16 protein-coding genes are annotated in these 18,749 nt (G+C 35.8%); 11 read left to right on the top strand and 5 right to left on the bottom strand.

Features of this window, described 5'->3' with window-relative positions; translation table 11 throughout:
• Positions 1-2,874, top strand: a 2,874-nt coding sequence (locus T368_RS13430) for an autotransporter outer membrane beta-barrel domain-containing protein (RefSeq protein ID WP_034567599.1), incomplete at its 5' end; no start/stop codon positions are given.
• A 320-nt stretch (positions 2,875-3,194) separates the two neighbouring features.
• Entirely contained in the window at positions 3,195-5,363 is a 2,169-nt protein-coding gene (locus tag T368_RS0106280; RefSeq protein WP_004087088.1) for a TonB-dependent receptor domain-containing protein, read from the top strand.
• A 271-nt stretch (positions 5,364-5,634) separates the two neighbouring features.
• Here the strand turns inward: T368_RS0106280 and T368_RS0106275 are convergent, their stop codons facing one another.
• Positions 5,635-6,282 (bottom strand): outer membrane beta-barrel protein, encoded by a 648-nt coding sequence (locus T368_RS0106275; RefSeq protein WP_004087086.1) that lies wholly within the window; start codon positions 6,280-6,282, stop codon positions 5,635-5,637.
• 178 nt (positions 6,283-6,460) lie between these two features.
• On the opposite strand from T368_RS0106275, the gene T368_RS0106270 reads away from it, so the two are divergent.
• Positions 6,461-6,841, top strand: coding sequence for a RidA family protein (locus T368_RS0106270; protein ID WP_004087085.1), 381 nt, complete (start codon positions 6,461-6,463; stop codon positions 6,839-6,841).
• 295 nt (positions 6,842-7,136) lie between these two features.
• On the opposite strand, the gene T368_RS0106265 is transcribed toward T368_RS0106270, so the two are convergent.
• The gene (locus tag T368_RS0106265; RefSeq protein WP_004087084.1) at positions 7,137-8,021 is read right to left on the bottom strand and encodes a peptidylprolyl isomerase; all 885 of its coding nucleotides are present in this window, start codon (positions 8,019-8,021) and stop codon (positions 7,137-7,139) included.
• Positions 8,022-8,268: 247 nt separating this feature from the next.
• Here T368_RS0106265 and T368_RS0106260 point away from each other — a divergent pair, with 247 nt between their 5' ends.
• The 7 genes from T368_RS0106260 to T368_RS0106230 all read left to right on the top strand — a co-directional run bounded on the left by T368_RS0106260 (position 8,269) and on the right by T368_RS0106230 (position 14,945).
• Positions 8,269-9,114: a fumarate hydratase gene (locus T368_RS0106260; RefSeq protein ID WP_004087083.1), complete on the top strand. Its 846-nt coding sequence runs from the start codon at positions 8,269-8,271 to the stop codon at positions 9,112-9,114.
• 252 nt (positions 9,115-9,366) lie between these two features.
• Positions 9,367-10,005, top strand: coding sequence for a bacteriohemerythrin (locus tag T368_RS0106255; RefSeq protein ID WP_004087082.1), 639 nt, complete (start codon positions 9,367-9,369; stop codon positions 10,003-10,005).
• A gap of 28 nt (positions 10,006-10,033) precedes the next feature.
• Entirely contained in the window at positions 10,034-10,708 is a 675-nt protein-coding gene (locus tag T368_RS0106250) for a bacteriohemerythrin (RefSeq protein WP_004087081.1), read from the top strand.
• A 28-nt stretch (positions 10,709-10,736) separates the two neighbouring features.
• The gene (locus tag T368_RS0106245; RefSeq protein ID WP_004087080.1) at positions 10,737-11,291 is read left to right on the top strand and encodes a Fe-S-containing hydro-lyase; all 555 of its coding nucleotides are present in this window, start codon (positions 10,737-10,739) and stop codon (positions 11,289-11,291) included.
• Positions 11,292-11,421: 130 nt separating this feature from the next.
• Positions 11,422-11,595, top strand: a complete 174-nt coding sequence (locus T368_RS15450; protein WP_004087079.1) for a hypothetical protein — start codon at positions 11,422-11,424, stop codon at positions 11,593-11,595.
• A gap of 308 nt (positions 11,596-11,903) precedes the next feature.
• On the top strand, positions 11,904-13,901 hold the full coding sequence (gene tkt, locus T368_RS0106235) for a transketolase (RefSeq protein WP_004087078.1): 1,998 nt from the start codon (positions 11,904-11,906) through the stop codon (positions 13,899-13,901).
• A 489-nt stretch (positions 13,902-14,390) separates the two neighbouring features.
• The gene (locus T368_RS0106230) at positions 14,391-14,945 is read left to right on the top strand and encodes a hypothetical protein (protein ID WP_004087076.1); all 555 of its coding nucleotides are present in this window, start codon (positions 14,391-14,393) and stop codon (positions 14,943-14,945) included.
• A gap of 232 nt (positions 14,946-15,177) precedes the next feature.
• On the opposite strand, the gene T368_RS0106225 is transcribed toward T368_RS0106230, so the two are convergent.
• Positions 15,178-16,212 carry a radical SAM/SPASM domain-containing protein gene (locus tag T368_RS0106225; protein ID WP_004087075.1) on the bottom strand — a complete coding sequence of 345 codons (1,035 nt, stop codon included), beginning with the start codon at positions 16,210-16,212 and terminating at the stop codon, positions 15,178-15,180.
• A 297-nt stretch (positions 16,213-16,509) separates the two neighbouring features.
• Entirely contained in the window at positions 16,510-17,016 is a 507-nt protein-coding gene (locus tag T368_RS0106220) for a hypothetical protein (RefSeq protein ID WP_004087074.1), read from the bottom strand.
• Positions 17,017-17,147: 131 nt separating this feature from the next.
• Between T368_RS0106220 and T368_RS16665 the strand changes: the two genes are divergently transcribed.
• On the top strand, positions 17,148-17,804 hold the full coding sequence (locus tag T368_RS16665) for a hypothetical protein (RefSeq protein WP_230455635.1): 657 nt from the start codon (positions 17,148-17,150) through the stop codon (positions 17,802-17,804).
• A 33-nt stretch (positions 17,805-17,837) separates the two neighbouring features.
• Here the strand turns inward: T368_RS16665 and T368_RS13425 are convergent, their stop codons facing one another.
• Entirely contained in the window at positions 17,838-18,659 is an 822-nt protein-coding gene (locus tag T368_RS13425; protein WP_138160878.1) for a carbon-nitrogen hydrolase, read from the bottom strand.
• Between the last annotated feature and the right edge of the window lie 90 nt (positions 18,660-18,749).

Below are 18,749 nucleotides of genomic sequence, written 5' to 3'. Positions count from 1 at the left end.
ATCACAAACGGCGCTTCAAAAATCACAGCTAACGCCCTAAATGTCAATGAGCTTTTACACCTAAAAGACTCGAGCAAGCATAGCGGTGTTATGAAAATTGAGTTAAATGCTAATGGCGAAAACATAGACCAAAAGTTTGACAAATACCTAAATGTAAGCGTAGATTCTAAAGACCTAAAAAATATGAGTGGTGATGAGATAGCAAAGCTTATAGAATCTAATAAAAACACAAATGGAAATAATGAAAAAACAGAATCAGATTACAAAAACGCAAGTGGCACATATATCACAACAAGTGATGGCAAACATTATCTAGTCTTGCCAGATATTATGACAAATGATAATATTACAAATAGCACAGGACAAGTTGCAAATGGTGGTAATATCTTAATAGAGCAAACCGAACTCACAAAAGGTGCATTAAATAACTATGGAAAGATTCTAATCGATGATGGCTTTGTAAGTGGAGATAAACCGACACTCTATCTCACAGGTAATCTCAATAACTACAATACAATAGATTTGGGAGCTAACGGACATATAGAAGTAACAGGAAACTTTAATAACAAAGGTAAAATCCTTTTTAGCATTCAAGCAAATCCAAATGACTCTAGCAACAATGAAATAAAAAATGCAAGTATGAATATCAAAGGCAAAGCAACACTAGACATATCACCCGGAAGCACAGGGGCATTACAGGCAGATATAGCAGATTCTAAGACTTTATCGAGTATAAGCAGTCAGCTTAATACTAATGGTAGCAAGGGCGTAGAATACAATCTCATAAAAGCAGAATCTATAAGCTACACTTACACACAAGGGGATTATACTACGACTTTTGATAAAAGCAACGGCAATACAACCATAAAAACAGAACACACCAATGGCGGACAATGCACAAATAAAGACTGCCAAACAGGAAGCAATGGCAATACAAAACAAGAAACCGACTTCACAACAAATGGCAAAGACAATCCATGGGATATGGATAAAGCCCAAACAGATTCTAATGGCAATGTAGTAGAAAATGGCATAGGCTCAACTGATAATGAAGGCAATCTCATACAAAAGCCAAGTCAGCAAGATAAACAAGAAGAATGCAAACAAGATGGCAAGTATTGTGGCTTTGGTAGCAATGCTAACGCTACTGAAGCAAACAGAGGCTATGATTACGCACAACAAAAGATGAAAAATAGCTTTTCACTCACTTATAAAGGCGGTAGCATAGATGGTAAATATATCGATATAGAAAAAGTCGTAAATGATACAACAATAGGCTTTAAAATCAATAAAGTAGATATTAATAACTTCATAGAGGGCAATACAGAAAAGCCTTTATGTAATGCAGAATCTAGCACATTTGATTGTGCTTTATACATGGAAGCAGGTGGAAATAACTCATGGATAAATGCGATTAAAAAAGAGAGTGCAAATAGCTATGAGATTCTAAAAAATCTATTCTATGATGATAAATCTTCACTTGTGTTTTTAATAAACCTAGACCAAACTCTAGCTGCCTCAAGAAACCTAGAGTATTTCCTAGAAGTAGGTAGGACTCTAGATACAGCAATAGATCATGTCTCAAACCTAGAGAATAAAGCATCAACACTTCATACACTCACACTATCAATGGAGAGTGCAAAGCTAAATCGTCTAGCAAGAGTAGCTAGCATTCATGGTAGTGCTAGTAGCTATATAGCTATGCAAAACTATCAAAAGAATTTAGAAGCAGCATTAAGGGAAGCAGAGAAGCTAAAACTAGCAAGTCTAGATTCTAATACAAACACAAGAATAGCAGCTATTAATAATATAGTAAGTGGTAATACAAATAGTAATGCAGTTTATAGAAGTAGTGTAGCTACTCTAGCAAGTAGCTCTAACACAAACACACAAAATGCAAACAATGGAGTAACAGATATACAAAGTGATGTTACAACTGATAACAACTCAAATGAAGTATGGTTTGATACCTTAGCAGATTTAATCATGAGATTTAATAATAGAGAAGAATATCCAAATCATGCTTGGGTTAATATGCTAGGTAATCTTAACTTCTCAAAGACTGGCTCGGCTCAACTTTATGGCTTTAATGCAGGATATGATTATTTTGTAGATAAACTCCAAACTGCATTTGGTGCGTATGGTGGTTATGGCTATGGCACATTTAATGGCAATAATAATGGCTTTACTTCAAATAATTCAAACAATATGTTTGCTGGAATCTATACAAGGACTTTCATTGAAAACCATGAAATAGATGTAACACTCAATACTGCCTTTAGCTTTACAAATGAGAAACAAAACTCTCAAATTAATAACTTTGACTTACTTGCTCTCTTTAAAGATGAGTATAGCTACACACTCTCTAATGTAGATTTAAATGCAACTTATGGTTATGCTTTTTTAATGAAAAAGGGTTATATTGTAAAACCTTTTGCAGGATTATCGTATTATGTATTAGGCTCAAGTGGCTTTAAAAGAAAGAGTGATAATACACCTATATTTGCTATGAATACAGATGATAACATAAGACAAACTATAAGCGTAAATATAGGTATAGATGGTCGTAAATACTTTGCAAATCAAAGCTATATTTTTATAGTCGCTCAATTAAAGCAAGATGCAATCATTTTACAAAATAATGTAGATTCTAGTGGGACTACAACTACAAGTATAGGCAATATAGGTGATTCTGTAAATAACTTTAATATGAGATATAAAGCTCAAGGCTATAAGTCTTATGTATTCCTTACAGGTGGTGGAGAATATAGCTTTGGTAGATGGTATTTAAATGGCAGTCTTAGCTTACAAAGCAGTGTATTTGATAAAAACTTTGGCTTAGGATTTAATATTGGTGGTAGGGTTGTGTTTTAGGGGATATCTTAGAATCTGAAGTTTGGATTCTATAACTTATCAGCAACAAAACACTATAATTTAAGCTTTAAATTCTGCAACTTGGAATCTAAAGCTTAAATTTTACAATAGAATCTACATGCAATAAAGCTATGCTATTAACCCGTTATTTAAATTATTAAAACTTTTTTCGCTATAATTCCCCGCACATAATACTACTTAGCTTTATCCATTTCTCCAAAGCAAAGTGATATTTCAATGTAAAGCATACACAACATATAAAGCTTATTGTAATTTTTATATATTGCTTGTATAAATATTATTTCAAGTTAAGGATAAACATGTTACAAACACGCAAGATACTTGCGGGTGTGGCGATATGTTGTGTAGCTCAAACCTTAAGCTATGCACTAGATTCTAACACACCGCAAGAAGACAATACAGAATCTTACAAGCTAAACGCCGTTACCACGACAAGTAAGCTAAAAGGCTATGAAACAAGCACAAAGACTTTCATCACTGCTGATGATTTGGAAAAGACACAAGCCCTAAATCTTAGAGATATTTTCAAAAAAGATCCTAGCATTGCTGTAGGTGGTGGTGCGAATATGGGACAAAAGATTTATGTGCGAGGGTTTGAGAGCTTTATGATGAGGGTAACGCTTGATGGAGCGGCACAAAATGGCAATGCCTTCCATCATCAAGGCAATGTTATGGTTGATCCATCTCTGTTAAAAAAAGTGGTGGTAAGCAAGGGCGTAAGCGATGCGAGTAGCGGACCGGGTGGGCTTGCTGGGTCTATTGCCTTTGAGACAAAAGATGCGAGTGATTTTTTAAAAGCTGGGGAGAAGTTTGGTGCTGAAATTGGCACAGGCTTTTTTACAAACTTAGGCTATAAGGCAAATCTTAATGTATATAGTCGGCTTTTTAGTGATGTAGGCATTTTGGCAAGTATAAATCATCAAAATGTGCTAAATTATCGCGATGCAAAGCATACTTATAAAAACTTTCTCACGATGAATAACCCCGTGCTAGGCAGTAACTCAATGCAAACGAATGTGCTTTTAAAAGTTGGGGGACAAGTAGATTCTAATCAAAGGTTTTCGGTTGGTTATAGTGTGATAAATGATGATGCGACTCGCCCGTTTCGATCAAATGTCGGCGATGTGGCAGGGGAAGATTTTGCAAGTCATTTATTTCGACATAAGAATCAAAATCAAAGTTTTACTGCAAACTATGAATACAAACCAGAGCATGGCGGCACTTCTATAAAACTTGCCGCATATCATAATGCAAAGAATGTAAATCTCACACCACTTTTTACAGAAGACCATAATCATGGCGGTAGCAGTGGTGGACATGACCATGATGAAAGCTCATCTCGTGCTATCGTGCTTGATAACTATGGTGCAAATGCAAGGCTAAGTAATCAGCTAAATGAAGATCATTTGCTTGAATATGGCTTTGATTTTCAAGGTATGAGTGTGCGTGATGATAATATGCAAGATAGTGAAAAAAATAGCCCCAATTTAAAACATAATAGAGGCAGGGAAGAGGCATATATCTATGGTGGATTTGTGCAGGATAGCTGGCAGATTCTAGACAATCTTACATGGGGGTATGGTAGCAGGGCGGATTTTTACTACTATTTTGATAAGAATAAACAGGATCATTTTACAGGCGGAGTAAGCCCTAGCACCGTGCTTACTTATAGCGTGATTGATGGGCTTGATATCAGTGCAAAGTATGCTTTCAGCACAAGGGGGGCAATGCCCGGCGATGCGACACTTTTGCGTGATACAAAAGTGGAGATAAGTCCAAATCTCAAATCAGAATACTCAAATCATGGTGAAATCACACTTGATTATATAAATGATTTTATGAGTTTTAAATTTGCAGTGTATGCAGGAAATATTCTAAATTTTATTAATAGCTATGCAAAAGGTGCAACAGGGGGTGGCACAAGACAAGGGGTAAGAGAGAATCTAAACTTTCCACTTATTAATTACGGCTTTGAGATTGGATCGGCGTTTTACTATGATAGATTCACACTTGATTTAGGTGTAGCAAGAAATTGGCTTACTGCTGGAGGTGAGGGCAAAGGGGCATTACTTGCTGATACTTACGAGCTTGGGGCTACTTGGGGTTATACCTTTATGGTTGGATTGAGATATGATGCGGATATGTTTGATATAGCTTGGGTTACTCGATGTGCGACAGGCTTTAAGAAAGGCACGAGAGGTTATAATATCTATCAAAAGCAGTTTGAAGACATTGGTAAAGATGGGTATAGTGTGTCAGATTTATATGTGAATTACTATCCGCTTGGCAAAGACAAGCTTACCTTGCGATTCAGCATTTTAAATGTCTTTAACGCTTATTATATGGACCCTACCTCACCACTAAAAGTTGAAGCAGATAATAGTGCAAATGAAGCTATTAATAAAATCCGCACGGCTTTATATGAACCCGGCACAGACTATCGCTTTGAAGTGAGATATAGGTTTTAGGGGAATTGATTTTTAATATTTCAGCGGGATTTAGATTTCTTAGCATTTTGACAAGTCAGGGCGAGTTTTTGGAATCTATTGGTATCCCATGGATGGTTGCAGACTTAGAGAACACAAAATAATGAGAATATGGATTCTAAATAGTTAGTTATCGTTTTAAGCGAAGTGCCTAGAATAACTTCATGTTAAATATTTTTCACCTATGGTTCAAAATAATAAAAACGAGCGTTCTATCCTAAGCCATTGAAGTTTATTGTAACCTAAGATACGCTTAGAATCTATAGGCGTATTTTGCTGCAATGTTAAATGTGGGGCTTGTAGTTACTTTCACCGTGTTCAAGTGAGGGTTAGTAACAATCGCAAATTCTGTGGTAAGGATAGCACTCAGTTCTAAGATATTATTTGCATTAATATTATACTGCACACCAGAATTCCACATGGTTGCAAAGCTATTAGACACACTTGAAACTTTTTGCCCTTGCACAGTAGAAGAATAAATTCCCATTATATCCCCCAAACCGATACCTACAAAAATACCAATATTTTGCGTTGGACGATAGATTAAATCTATATTGCCACTAAAAGTCCATAATCCACTAAGTTTGGGTGAGACACTTGTGCTACTAGGCAATGGAGTTGAAAGTATGTTTGCATATACCCTAACGCCTAGATTATCCATGAAGTTAAACTCTAATCCGCCCCATAAACCAGTTTGAAATAATGTTGCAGATAAAGTTACATTGAGACTACCACTGCTACTATTACTTTCACTTGCAGTTTCGGTCAAAGTCCCAACCATAAAGCCAACAAAAGGTTTCATGCCTTTTAAATCTGTTGCATTTTCAGCAGGATTATTTGCCAAAGCTACACTACTACATACTAAAGCACTACATACAATAGACAATGATATTTTTCTCATTATTTTCCTTTAATTAATTTATTTGTGCATACACACATTAAGGCGGGATTTTACAAAAAAAACAAGTCAAGGCATTTTAAAAATACTATATATTGTTATGTTATATTTCCTGCAACAACCTTTTTTTGTCAAAATGTGTTAGAATAAGCGTTTTATAGATTACACAGAAAGGAATAATATGAAAAAGTTTGATATTGTAAGCACAAGTAATGCACCGCAGGCGATAGGACCATATTCACAGGCTATTGTTGCAAATAATTTGATTTTTACTTCTGGGCAGATTCCATTGTTACCAAATGGGGAATTTTTGGATTCTGACATAGAAGCACAGACACATCAAGTTTGCAAGAACTTAAAAGCAGTATTAGAAGCGGCTGGAAGTAGCTTGGAGAATGTAATAAAAACAAATGTGTATCTTAGTGATATGTCGTATTTTACGCAATTTAATGAAGTTTATGCCACATATTTTTCACATAAGCCTACTCGTAGCACGGTTGCTGTTAAAGAATTGCCAAAGGGCAGTAAAATAGAGATTGAATGTATTGCGTTGAAGTCATAGAATATGCGTAGAAACATGCAAGAGTGATAGAATCTATTAAAATATGCAATTTAACTTTATATGTTTGCGGCGTGGCTTTATGGAGTCTTATTGCCAAAATTTATTTTAACATGGTGTTAATGTGTTAAGGTCTAGTGTTATTTTCATGTAAGGCTTGTATATGTCTAATGATAGTTTTAGGGTGTCAAGCCAAAACTATTACAACAGATAGGGTTATGCTAGATTGTTTAGTTCGTTATGTATGCAATAAAATTCGGTGTTAAGCCCTGCTTAATAGCGATAATAAAGACTTTCATTAGCGGACAAAAACAATCTTAGAGCGGCTCCTTACGCGTTCAAAATAATCGCTTAGAATCTTTTCTTGATTATTTGCTATGAGTTTTTGTGCGATATAGTTTTTTGCTTTTTCAAAATCTACTTGTTCGTTTGATATTTTTTCCTTAATATAAAATGCAACGAAATCGCCATTATCAGATTCAAATACCTGTGTAAAAGACTTTGCGTTGGTTGCTAGAAAAATATCAGCTACCTGCGTTGGCAAACTCTCTATTTCTAGCTTCTCTTCAGTGTGTGCTATGGAATCTGGTATGGCACTATCTATGCCTTGCTGCATAAAAGATTCTAGAATCTCTTTATTGCGACTTACAAATTTTACACCCACAACTTCTTTAGGGATAACAAACTCGTCTAAATGCTCGTTGTAGTATTTACGCAGCTCATCTTCTTGCCCGACATTGCTAGAAAAGAGTATCTTTCGCATAAGTTCTTGTGCTAGCATTTGCTCTTTTAGCTTTGTGCGATATTCTACCAAGCTCATACCCTCTCGCATAATAGCCGCATAGAATTGGTCTAGATTCATGCCATTTTGCTGTGCGATTTGTGCGATTTGTGAATCTAGCTGCATATCATTTATTTCAATTTTTAAACGCTTAATTTCAACTTCTTTTAGCTTCTCTGTTACAAGTATATCTGTGGCTCGAAGTCTGTCTGTATGCAATGCGTTTTCTACTTGTTTAATCGCATGTAGCGTAATCGGCTCACCATTCACAAAAAGTGCGATACCACCGACAATATTCTTGCTGACAGAATCTAGGCTAGAAGCTGGACTTTGAGAGCTAGATTCTGCATATATAAAAGTGCTACAACATAGAAGCGTGAATATAAAGATTTTCTTAATCATTAATATCCTTAAAATGGAATTTTATATTGTGGAGTTGCTTAATATGTGCTAAGTTACTGCGTGGATTCTAACATAGAAACAAGCAAATATTGTTAAGAAAGGTTAAGTTTTTTAAATAAAAGTTAAATATTTTTGCGTAATTAAACTTTTTTTAAACTCTAAAAGGATAGAATGCAACAATCTCATGGTTTATCGCCAAAATGATATACAAACCCAAAACCTTAGAATACAAAAGGAGCTATAAGACATGCGTGAAATACAATGTGAAACAATCTCAGAAGCCGTTAAAGAGCTTTGCATTAAAGCTTGTTGCATACAGACACCAGATATAAAAAATGCTTTTAAGAAAGCACAAGAAGTTGAGACTTCTGCTATTGGTAAGAATATTTTAGGCACATTAATAAAAAATGGCGAAATCGCACAAACAAATATGATGCCTATCTGTCAAGACACTGGTATGACTGTGGTTTTTGCAGAGATTGGGCAAGATGTGCATATTGTTGGTGGTTTATTCAGCGATGCGATAAATGAAGGGGTAAGACGCGGGTATAAAGATGGTTATTTGAGAAAATCTGTTGTCAATGAGCCTGTTTTTGAACGCAAGAATACAACCGATAACTCACCTGCGGTTTTGCATACAGAAATGGTTATGGGCGATAAGATTAAAATCACGGTTGCACCAAAGGGTTTTGGCAGTGAGAATAAAAGTTTATTAAAAATGTTTGTGCCAGCAGATGGACTTGAGGGTGTGAAAAGTTTGTTTTTAGAGGCTGTTAAACTTGCTGGACCAAATGCGTGTCCGCCTATGGTGCTTGGTGTAGGTATCGGTGGGACTATGGAAAAGGCTGCGATTTTAGCAAAAAAGGCTGCTATCCGATCAATAGATTCTAAGAATCCGCATCCAAAATATGCCGCATTAGAAGAAGAGTTATTGGAGCTTGCAAATAAAACAGGTGTTGGACCGCAAGGTCTAGGTGGCAATACTACCGCATTTGGTGTAAATATTGAATGGTATCCAACGCATATTGCGGGTATGCCTGTCGCAATTAATGTGAATTGCCATGCAGCACGGCATTATAGCGTTGAGTTGTAAGCTTGTGAATCTATTTGTTGTGTTGTGCGTAGCTATTAGATTGCACTAGAGAGGTTGTTTTAGGCAGAATGGGTATTTAAATGGCACTTAAAGATAAAATGGACTTTATGTATTGTTGCAGAAAAATCCATTTATTAAAGATTCTCTTATGAAAAGTTTTTTTGTGCCGATGGTGTATGATTTGGGAATGTTGTTTGCATTATTGATTATAAATATGTTATTCTAAAATATCTTGGGTTAAGGAGTAATGAAATGTTGTTGCAGTGGAATGATAAATATAGTGTTAAAAATTATTTGATTGATGAGCAACATAAAAAGCTATTTGAGCTTGCGAATATGGCGGATAATATGATTGGGAAGCAGACTGACCCAGCTGAGATTAAAAAAATGCTTGTCGCCTTGTTTGATTATATGAAAACTCACTTTAGAGATGAAGAAGTTTATATGGAAAGCATACAATATCCCTCTCTTGAGTTGCATAAAGAAAGACATAAACAGATTGTGTTTGAGATGACAAATCTTGTAAAAAATATGAAATATGATTTTAAACAACAACTTGTGATTATCATGGAGCAATGGCTTTTAAAGCATATTTTGCAAGAAGATATGGAGTATGCAAAACATTGTGAAGAAATGAATGAAAAGCGATCCATGCAAAAAGCAGCAACACCAGCTGCAAGTAGTGAAGATAATGCGTTGTTAAAACAAGCTGAAATGACTTCAGGGAAAAAGCAAGAAACAAAAAAAGGCATCATGCATATGTATAGCTGTTTGTGCGGGAAGACTTATAATATTAAGCCAGATATACATGCAAAAATACAGGCGGGAGATGGTGTAAAATGTCAGGATTGCACCACATTTATTAAGTATATTACAGACATTGAAGTTTAGTGTGTTTTTGGATTCTAAAGGATAGTGTGTGCTACCTAAGTGGAGTAAAGAATATAGTGTTCATAACTTTATGATTGATGAACAACATAAAAAGCTATTTGAGCTTGCGAATATAGCAGATAATATGATTGGCAAACAGACAAATCCACTAGAGATTAAGCAGGTTTTGGTTGCTTTATTTGACTATATGAAGACTCATTTTAGAGATGAGGAAGCCTATATGGAAAGCATACAATTTCCAGCATTAGAAACGCATAGGGAACACCATAAAGAGATTGTGTCTGAGATGACCTTGCTTATAAAAAATATGAAATATGACTTTAAGCAGCAACTTGCCATAATTACTGAGCAATGGCTTGTTAGGCATATATTGCAAGAAGATATGCGTATCGGGGAATATCAGCAAGAAATGCTAGAAAAGAAAAGGGCGAAGGAAAATAAAGAGTTAGAATCTGAAAACAATATATTAGAAGATGCGTTTGTAGAATCCGAGCATTCAGCCCAGAGTAAGCCAGAAAATAATCCTACTCTAAATAGCACAAAGGCAATTCAAAAGGATAGCGTGTTGCATATTTATAGCTGCATGTGCGGTAAGGTGTATAACATTTCAGATCCTATCCATGCACAGATACAACAAGGCAAAAAGATATACTGCAAACATTGCAATACAAATATTACTTACATTAATGACATGAAAGTGTAGGTAATACAACTTATTTTAAGGAGATATTATGTCAGAAATTAGATTGCAAGCCCCATTTACTAGAGAAGAAGGCAAGAAGTTACGAGCAGGTGATACGGTATTAATATCTGGGACTATCATTGCAGCAAGAGATGCTGCACATAAGGCACTTACAGAAGCGTTGGCGCGAGGCGAAAAGCTACCGGTTGATTTGGTAAATCAAACTATTTACTATTTAGGACCAAGCCCTGCAAAGCCCGGTAATGCTATCGGATCTGCAGGACCTACGACAAGTGGCAGAATGGATAAATATACGCCTACAATAATAGAGCAGGGCATAAGCGGTATGATTGGCAAAGGCTATCGTAATCAAGCAGTTATTGATTCTATGAAAAAGCATGGTGTTGTTTATATGGTTGCGGTTGGCGGTGCTGCTGCTTTGATCTCTAAATGTATTCAAAAATATGAAGTCCTTGCGTATGAAGAGCTTGGACCAGAAGCAGTTGCAAGACTGACTATTGTTGATTTTCCAGCTATTGTTGCCATTGATAGCGATGGTAATAATTTTTATGAGCAAGGGCAATCTGCGTATAAGCAAATATAGAAATTTACATTTTGCGTTTTTGCGTTGCAATGTCATGCAACGATGATAATATTATAGTTGTAACTTTTACTTTTAAGGTATTAACTTTTTTATACTAGAATACAGCCCTATATAATCACAAGGAGCGTTTATGCAGTTTTTACAATTGGGTCTCATTTTTGTCGTTTTGATTTGTCTTACCATTATTATCTTTAAGATACTTGGTTTCGTGTTACCGCTTATTTTATGGCTTATGGGGATTGTTTGCGTTGGTGCTATCATTGCCCTATTTGGTGTGCTTTTTTACAATCTCATGAAGAAATAGTGTATTGTGTTTTTTATAAAATTATTTGAATGCTAATGAATGGGGTGGTTGCCCTTTTATTTTAGTAATATTTGCATGTGTTACTGGTGATAAAATCTTTATTTAAATATGATTGGTATGTAGGATTTGTGGATAATAATCCCTTGCATTCTATTGCTTTTACTATATTAAATCTCTTTTTATATGTCGATTGTGCTGGATTTGCTTGTAGTCTAATCATGCTGACTTAATGTTTAATTAATTTTTTTTGTCTTATTTGAGTAGAATCAGTTGCATAATTATATTTATTGTGTTGAAAAAGGAAAAAGATGACGCATGAACAAATCGCAAATGAGTTAAGAATGCTTTGTGCTGATATGGTGCAAGAAGCAAATAGTGGGCATCCGGGTGCACCTATGGGGCTTGCTGATATTGCTGTTGTGTTAGCAAATCATATTAATATTTATCCGCGAGAAGCAAATTGGATTAATCGCGATAGGTTAGTATTTAGCGGTGGACATGCGAGTGCCTTGCTTTATGCGTTGTTGCATTTGTGGGGTTATGATATAGATATGCAGGATTTGCGTAATTTTCGCAAACTTCATTCAAAAACGCCCGGTCATCCAGAATATAAACACACACATGGTGTAGAGATTACGACAGGTCCATTAGGGCAGGGTGTGGCAAATGCAGTAGGTTTTGCTATGGCGGCAAAACGCGCAAAGGCTATGCTTGGTAGCGATGTGATTAATCATAAGGTGTATTGCTTTTGTGGTGATGGTGATTTAGAAGAGGGCATTAGCTATGAGGCTTGCTCTCTTGCTGGACATCATGGACTTGATAATTTGATTCTCATCTATGATAGCAATAATATCAGTATCGAGGGCGATATAAATATCGCTTTTAGTGAAGATATTGGGGCGAGATTTAGGGCGCAAGGCTTTTTTGTGATAGAGGTTTGCGGACACGACTATATGCAGATTAATAACGCATTTTTAGAGGCAAAACAATCATGTAAGCCAACATTAATCATAGCAAAGACGAAAATTGCAAAAAATGCGATCGGCTTAGAGGGTAGTCATCACGCGCATGGTGCGCCTTTAGGACATGAAGTCATACTTGAGAGTAAGAAGCAAATGGGCTTTAGTAGCGAAACTTTTCGCATAAGTGAAGAGAGTAGAACACATTTTAAAGAGACTGCAATAAGGGGAGAGAAAGCCTATCAAGCATGGCTCACTACCTTGCAAAAAAGCGGACAAGAAAAGAATCTTGAAATGCTATTAAAAAAAGATTTTAGCAATGTTTCATTTCCTATGTTTAATAGCTTAGATTCTAACCACGCAAACGATCTGCAAAAACAAGAGGGTAGGGCAGGGTTAGCTTATCAAAACGCAATGGCAACAAGGGCTAGTAATGGCAAGATTCTAAATGCTATTGCACAGGCAAATATGGGCTTTATCGGTGGGAGTGCAGACCTAGCCCCTAGCAATAATACGACATTAAAAGATTCTAAAGATTTTCCACATGGCAACAATATGCACTTTGGTGTGCGAGAACATGCTATGGGTGCGATAAGTAACGCCTTTGCAAATTATGGAATCTTTACACCATTTTGTGCGACTTTCTTTGTGTTTAGTGATTATTTATCGCCTAGCATTCGTGTGGCAAGTCTTATGAAAGCACAGGTTTTTTACATTTTTACACATGATTCTATCGGTGTTGGTGAAGATGGAGCGACACATCAGCCAATAGAGCAGTTAAGCCATTTACGCGCTATGCCAAATCTATTGAATTGGCGTGTAGCCGATGCGAATGAAAATGCTTTAGCATGGCAGGTTGCACTTACTTTGCAAATGCCACAAAGCTTTATCCTAACAAGACAGAATCTTCCCTTGATACAATCAGATTCTATGAAACTAGAGAATGTGTCAAAAGGGGCTTATATCATCTCGCATTCTTTATTGCTATCGGATTTTACGCAATCAAAAAGCAATACGCATAAGATTACATTACTAGCAAGTGGGAGTGAAGTGCATTTAGCCATTAAAGCACAAGAAAAGCTAGAGAGTGAAGGCATTGCAACACAGGTTGTATCCATGCCTTGCTTTGAGTTATTTTTGCAGCAGGGTAGGGCGTATAGCCTAAGTCTTTTTGGAGATTCTAAAGTCTTTGCTATTGAGGCTCAAAGGGGATTGGAACTATACAGATTTGCTGATAGCGTGCTAAGTATGGAATCTTTTGGGGCGAGTGGCAAGGGTGATTTATTATTTGAGCATTTTGGCTTTAGTGTTGAGAATATTTGTAATAATGTGAAGTCTTTGTTTTAAATATTACTCTGTGCGTATGGACTTGATAGTCTATAAAATTATGATTTTATGCGATTAGCAACTATATAAAAGATAAAATGTAGTTTCTATTCTCACAAAATACAATATTTACTCTCTGTTTTGTCATTTTGATATATTAATTTGTTACATTTTTACCACATATTTTTCAATTTTTTATACTTTTTCATAATTTTATTATATTGCTTAAGTATGTTATAAGGGGGGGGGGGGGGTAGAATACATCGTGCTCATGGAAAGTGGCTTTGTAATGAGGGGTATTAAGACTCTACTTTTAAAGTAGCTTTTAGGCGATTGCAATTTATACAAGTTTATTTGTAGGTAAATTGCAAAAAACTTTAAACAGACATTTTCACAAGCATTATTTAGACTATTTAGTTCAAGTATATATAGGTATGGAAACTCATAGCATAGAATATAATACTAAGAACATAGAGTAGTCCAACACCAAATCAACATAAGGATACACACATGAGACTAACGACAAAGGCAATAGCAACAGCATTATTGGCAACACTTCCAATATCATTATTTGGAGCAGGTGCTAAACTTGTAAAAGGAGGGAATGCTGAAGATACCGACATCTATTATCTTCCAGATGATTATAAAAAGAAGCTAGATGGTGGAGCTTATGAAAAGTATGAAAGTCGCTATTTACTATGTCCTAATAATACGGGAAGTGTTCTATCTCGCCTAAGCCGAAGTTATGCCCAAGATGCAAACAGCTATTACAGTTCGATGATTAGACCTAATAATGAATATAGCTTTGCAGAGTCAGCTAAGAAGTCTGAGATATTTGATAACTTTAGTGAGGTTAAGAAGTTCCAATCATTACGCTTAGAAAAAGTGCAGAAAGAACACGAGAGATTGTCTAAAATAATTGTAGAGATGGCTAATGAAGTTTGCTGCGAACCCGAAAAAGACGAACATGGTTACAGAAAGAAAAATGAATGCATGGCACAAATTAGCGAAGTTGAGTTCTACAAAAATTTTACCAAATACAATAAACAGCTACAAGGAAACTAGCCCTACCTAAAGCGTTTTTGAATCTTATTTGAAGTTCTTTTAGATTCCAGATTCTTTAGATGTAGAATCTATCCCCACTTTTTTAAAAATTGTTGTGAAACAATATAGAATACGGAGAATCTTTTTTCTCCTTGCCTTTTTGGCATGACTTAGATTCTAACACGCTAAACATAAAGCACCATATTTAATGAAGCATGGGCTATTTGTATCGTAAAAAATAGTATATATGCCATCAATAGTTTGAAATTTCATAAAACAATTCTCGGCGTCTATCTGTGCAATCTTGGCAAATCTTTTGTATATTCTTATTGCAGGTTGTAGCGGTATTGGCAAAAAGCTCACTACGAAGATTTGTATATGTAGATGAGAAAAATATCTCAAACATATCATTTTTATTGCAATCACCCAAAATAAAAGGCTTATGTGTTTCTTCATCACTTCTTGTATGACAGCAAGGCATCACAAGCCCATTGTAATCTACATAAAAACTCATTGCAGACTGAAAACAGCCAGATTGAATATTGCGTTTTTGTTTCATAAAATCCAGCGAGCCACCCCTACTTTGTCCTGTAATATTTGGATTCCATGAGCGATAAAGTATCTCTAAACCCTCCATGATAAAACTCACGCAATATTCTTCTAAAGTATTCCACATAAGTTTAGATTCTAAACCTAGCTTTTGTTGCATTTTCTCCATCGCTTTTATAACTTTATTTCTATCATAGTCCTTATTTGTAGGGTAATATGACATTAATATATGTGTTACCCCAGCATCTCTTAATTCTTCAAGATATTCTTTTTGCGCATAATCGCCGTTTGTAAAAATGCGGAAGCTTGCTTTTGGCAGTCTCTCCCTTGCTTGTCTCACACGCTTTAAAATCAGTTCTTTATTTGCCAAAGGCTCATTGAATCTATGAAAATTCAAAAACTTATCATAGTCAATCTCGCTGAGATTATTGACAAGCTTTAAAAACACAGCTTCATCTAACTCTATACTTTTACTTTTTCTGTCTATATGTGAGTTTGGGCAAAAATAGCAAGTGCGATTGCAAAAACTTGCGATTTCTATTTCTACAATTTGTAGATACTTTTTTAGAATCTTTTTTTGCAATTCTTTGTCTGTGATTGGTGTGCTTAATAGAGCGGTAGAATCTATTAGATTCTGTGTGTTGTATAGATTCCCTTCACTTTTTATGGCTCTATGAAGCTTTCTTTTAAAAGTAGCTGGCATATTTTTATAAACAGATTTTACAGCTTTATTCAGCATGGCTTATCCCTTCATTTAAAGTAAGCCGCAATTTACAAAAAAAAAAAACAAATAGTTAATAAATATCTTTATATAAAGCAATATTATTTTGCCTATAAATACGCAATATCAATGTCAAAAACAAGTAAAATCAAATGCGCTAAACATAAATGGATAATATAGAATCAAAAATAAGAAAAGTGAGAATATGATAGAAATAAAGGGTAGTCGTGAGTTAATGCGTATCCAACAATACGCAAGGGCTATATGAAACCATAAAGTTCCATACAACCGCATTATTAAATGCACCTATTTTGTTTAGTGAATTTGCTTATCTCCACAATCATAGAGATCAGCATACACTTTGTAAGAAATGATTTGCCCTCTATCTTCTGGGACATCTTCCCAATCTGTGCAATCCATTTCTTTAAGATGTGATTTTGGGATAACCTTGCCTTTTTTATCTACTGGATATGCCCGGCATTTCATTTGCTCTTTTGAAATGTGAATCATTACTTTCTGCCCATCTTTAATAGCATAAGTCAATTCATTTTTCAAATCATTAATCGCACCCTGTCGTATCCTCTCTCTTGTAACATGGCTTACCTTTCCTCTCACCTCATCATGCCCTTCCATCTCACCAACAATCTTACAATGATATGCCTTAGAGCTTGCCATAGTTATCCCTCGTGAATTTTCGCTCAATGCTTTTGGTTGAAATTCAGGTATATTTGGCTTTGGCTTCTCAAAACAACCTGATAAACTCATGCAAACACCTATACTACACCCTATCTGTATGCCAACCTTTACTATTTTGCAATACATACAACAATCCTTTAACTTGAATTTAAAAAACCTTTTACTTTGGAGAGCGTATTCTACAAAAAAAAGTCAAGCATGTTTTACTTTTCTTTAAGTCAAGAAGTTAAGTCGCGTATGATTTATTTCCTGCTTGAATGATTATAGAAAATGATTATAGAAACTTTATTCAAGCCACATTTTACATTGGCTCATTTCACTGCTTTGTCATAACGCTGTTAAAACTCTTTGCTACAACTTCGCGTAGCAAACACACAAAGGGGAGAAAATGCAAATCACACAAGAAAATCTCTTTTCCTAGTATGCAGTTTTGGCTTAGAGAATGCAATATGAAGACTCTAGGCTATCATAATGATACTAAGACACAAAAGGCTAAAAAGTGCTTTTGTGAATCTTTGCATTTATTAGAGTTTTTAGACACATTTTCGTATAACTCAACAGAGTTTTTCCTAGCAGCAGCAAAGCATTCTCAAAAAGATTTAGGCATAAATCAATGTGAGTTTGAAGAGCTTTTACAAGATTCTATCCCCAAGCTTAATAATCTTAGAATCTTGAGAAAAGTACGCGTTTATGTTAAAACAGATTTTCATATCGAAGCAAACACAAGGCCAATTCATGTTCTTTCAATGGCTCAAGGGCTTGTATGGCTTGGATTCACTCCGCAATATAAAGAAGCGGATTTGAGCCTTGCAGAGATTTTACAAATGGCAAGGGGAATAGTGACAACGCATTATGCTAAAAACAAAGGCAAACTACACATTTTGGGTAGAAATATAGAATCTAAAATGTTATAGAATCTAGCAAGAAACCCATATCTCAAAGACATTTTAGTTTCCATATAGCTTTAAAAGTGGCTGATAATGCTCTATGCGTCTATCGCGGAAAAAGGGCCAGATATCTCGCACGGATTTTGTGCGTTCATAATCGATAAAAGCGTATAGAATCTCATCTTTATCATTACTTGCCTGTGCTAGAATCTCGCCTTGCGGACCGCATACAAAGCTATTACCAAAAAAGCGGATACCCTCACCTTCTGCCTGAAGATTAGGCTCAAAGCCTACGCGATTAATGCTTGCAAGGGGGAGTCCATTAGCAATAGCATGTCCCCTTTGTATTGTCTGCCATGCCTCAAGCTGCCTTTTTTTCTCCGCTTCACAATCTGCATCAAACCAGCCAATCGCCGTAGGATAAATCAGCATATCCGCACCATTTAACGCCATAATCCTTGCTGCCTCTGGAAACCACTGATCCCAGCACACAAGCACACCAAGATTCCCAACACTCGTTTTAATGGGATTAAAGCCTAGATCGCCGGGCGTAAAGTAGAATTTCTCATAAAACTGCGGGTCATCTGGAATGTGCATTTTTCTGTATTTTCCTGCTATGCTGCCATCTTTTTCAAACACAACCGCTGTGTTGTGATAAAGCCCCCTTGCCCTTTGCTCAAAAAGTGAAGTAACAAGCACAACGCCGCATTCCTTAGCGATGGTGCTAAAAAATACAACATTTTCATCAAAATCCTGTGCGAATGCGAGATATTTTGTCTCTTCGCTTTGACAGAAATACTGCGTTGTGTGTAGCTCTTGCAACAGAATCAGTTCTGCGTTTTTACTTGCTTCAATGATTGCTTGTTTTGTCTTTTCTTTCATTTTATTTGAGAGTTCTTTTTGCCATGATTCTAGATTTTCACCTATGCCTAAGTGGGCTGTGGGGTTTTTAGAATCTAGATTCTGTGAAAA

Source organism: Helicobacter bilis ATCC 51630 (assembly GCF_000686565.1).
Taxonomy (GTDB): domain Bacteria; phylum Campylobacterota; class Campylobacteria; order Campylobacterales; family Helicobacteraceae; genus Helicobacter_A; species Helicobacter_A bilis.
Note: the sequence above shows the minus strand (reverse complement) of the source record. Positions and strands in the feature narration are given on the sequence as shown.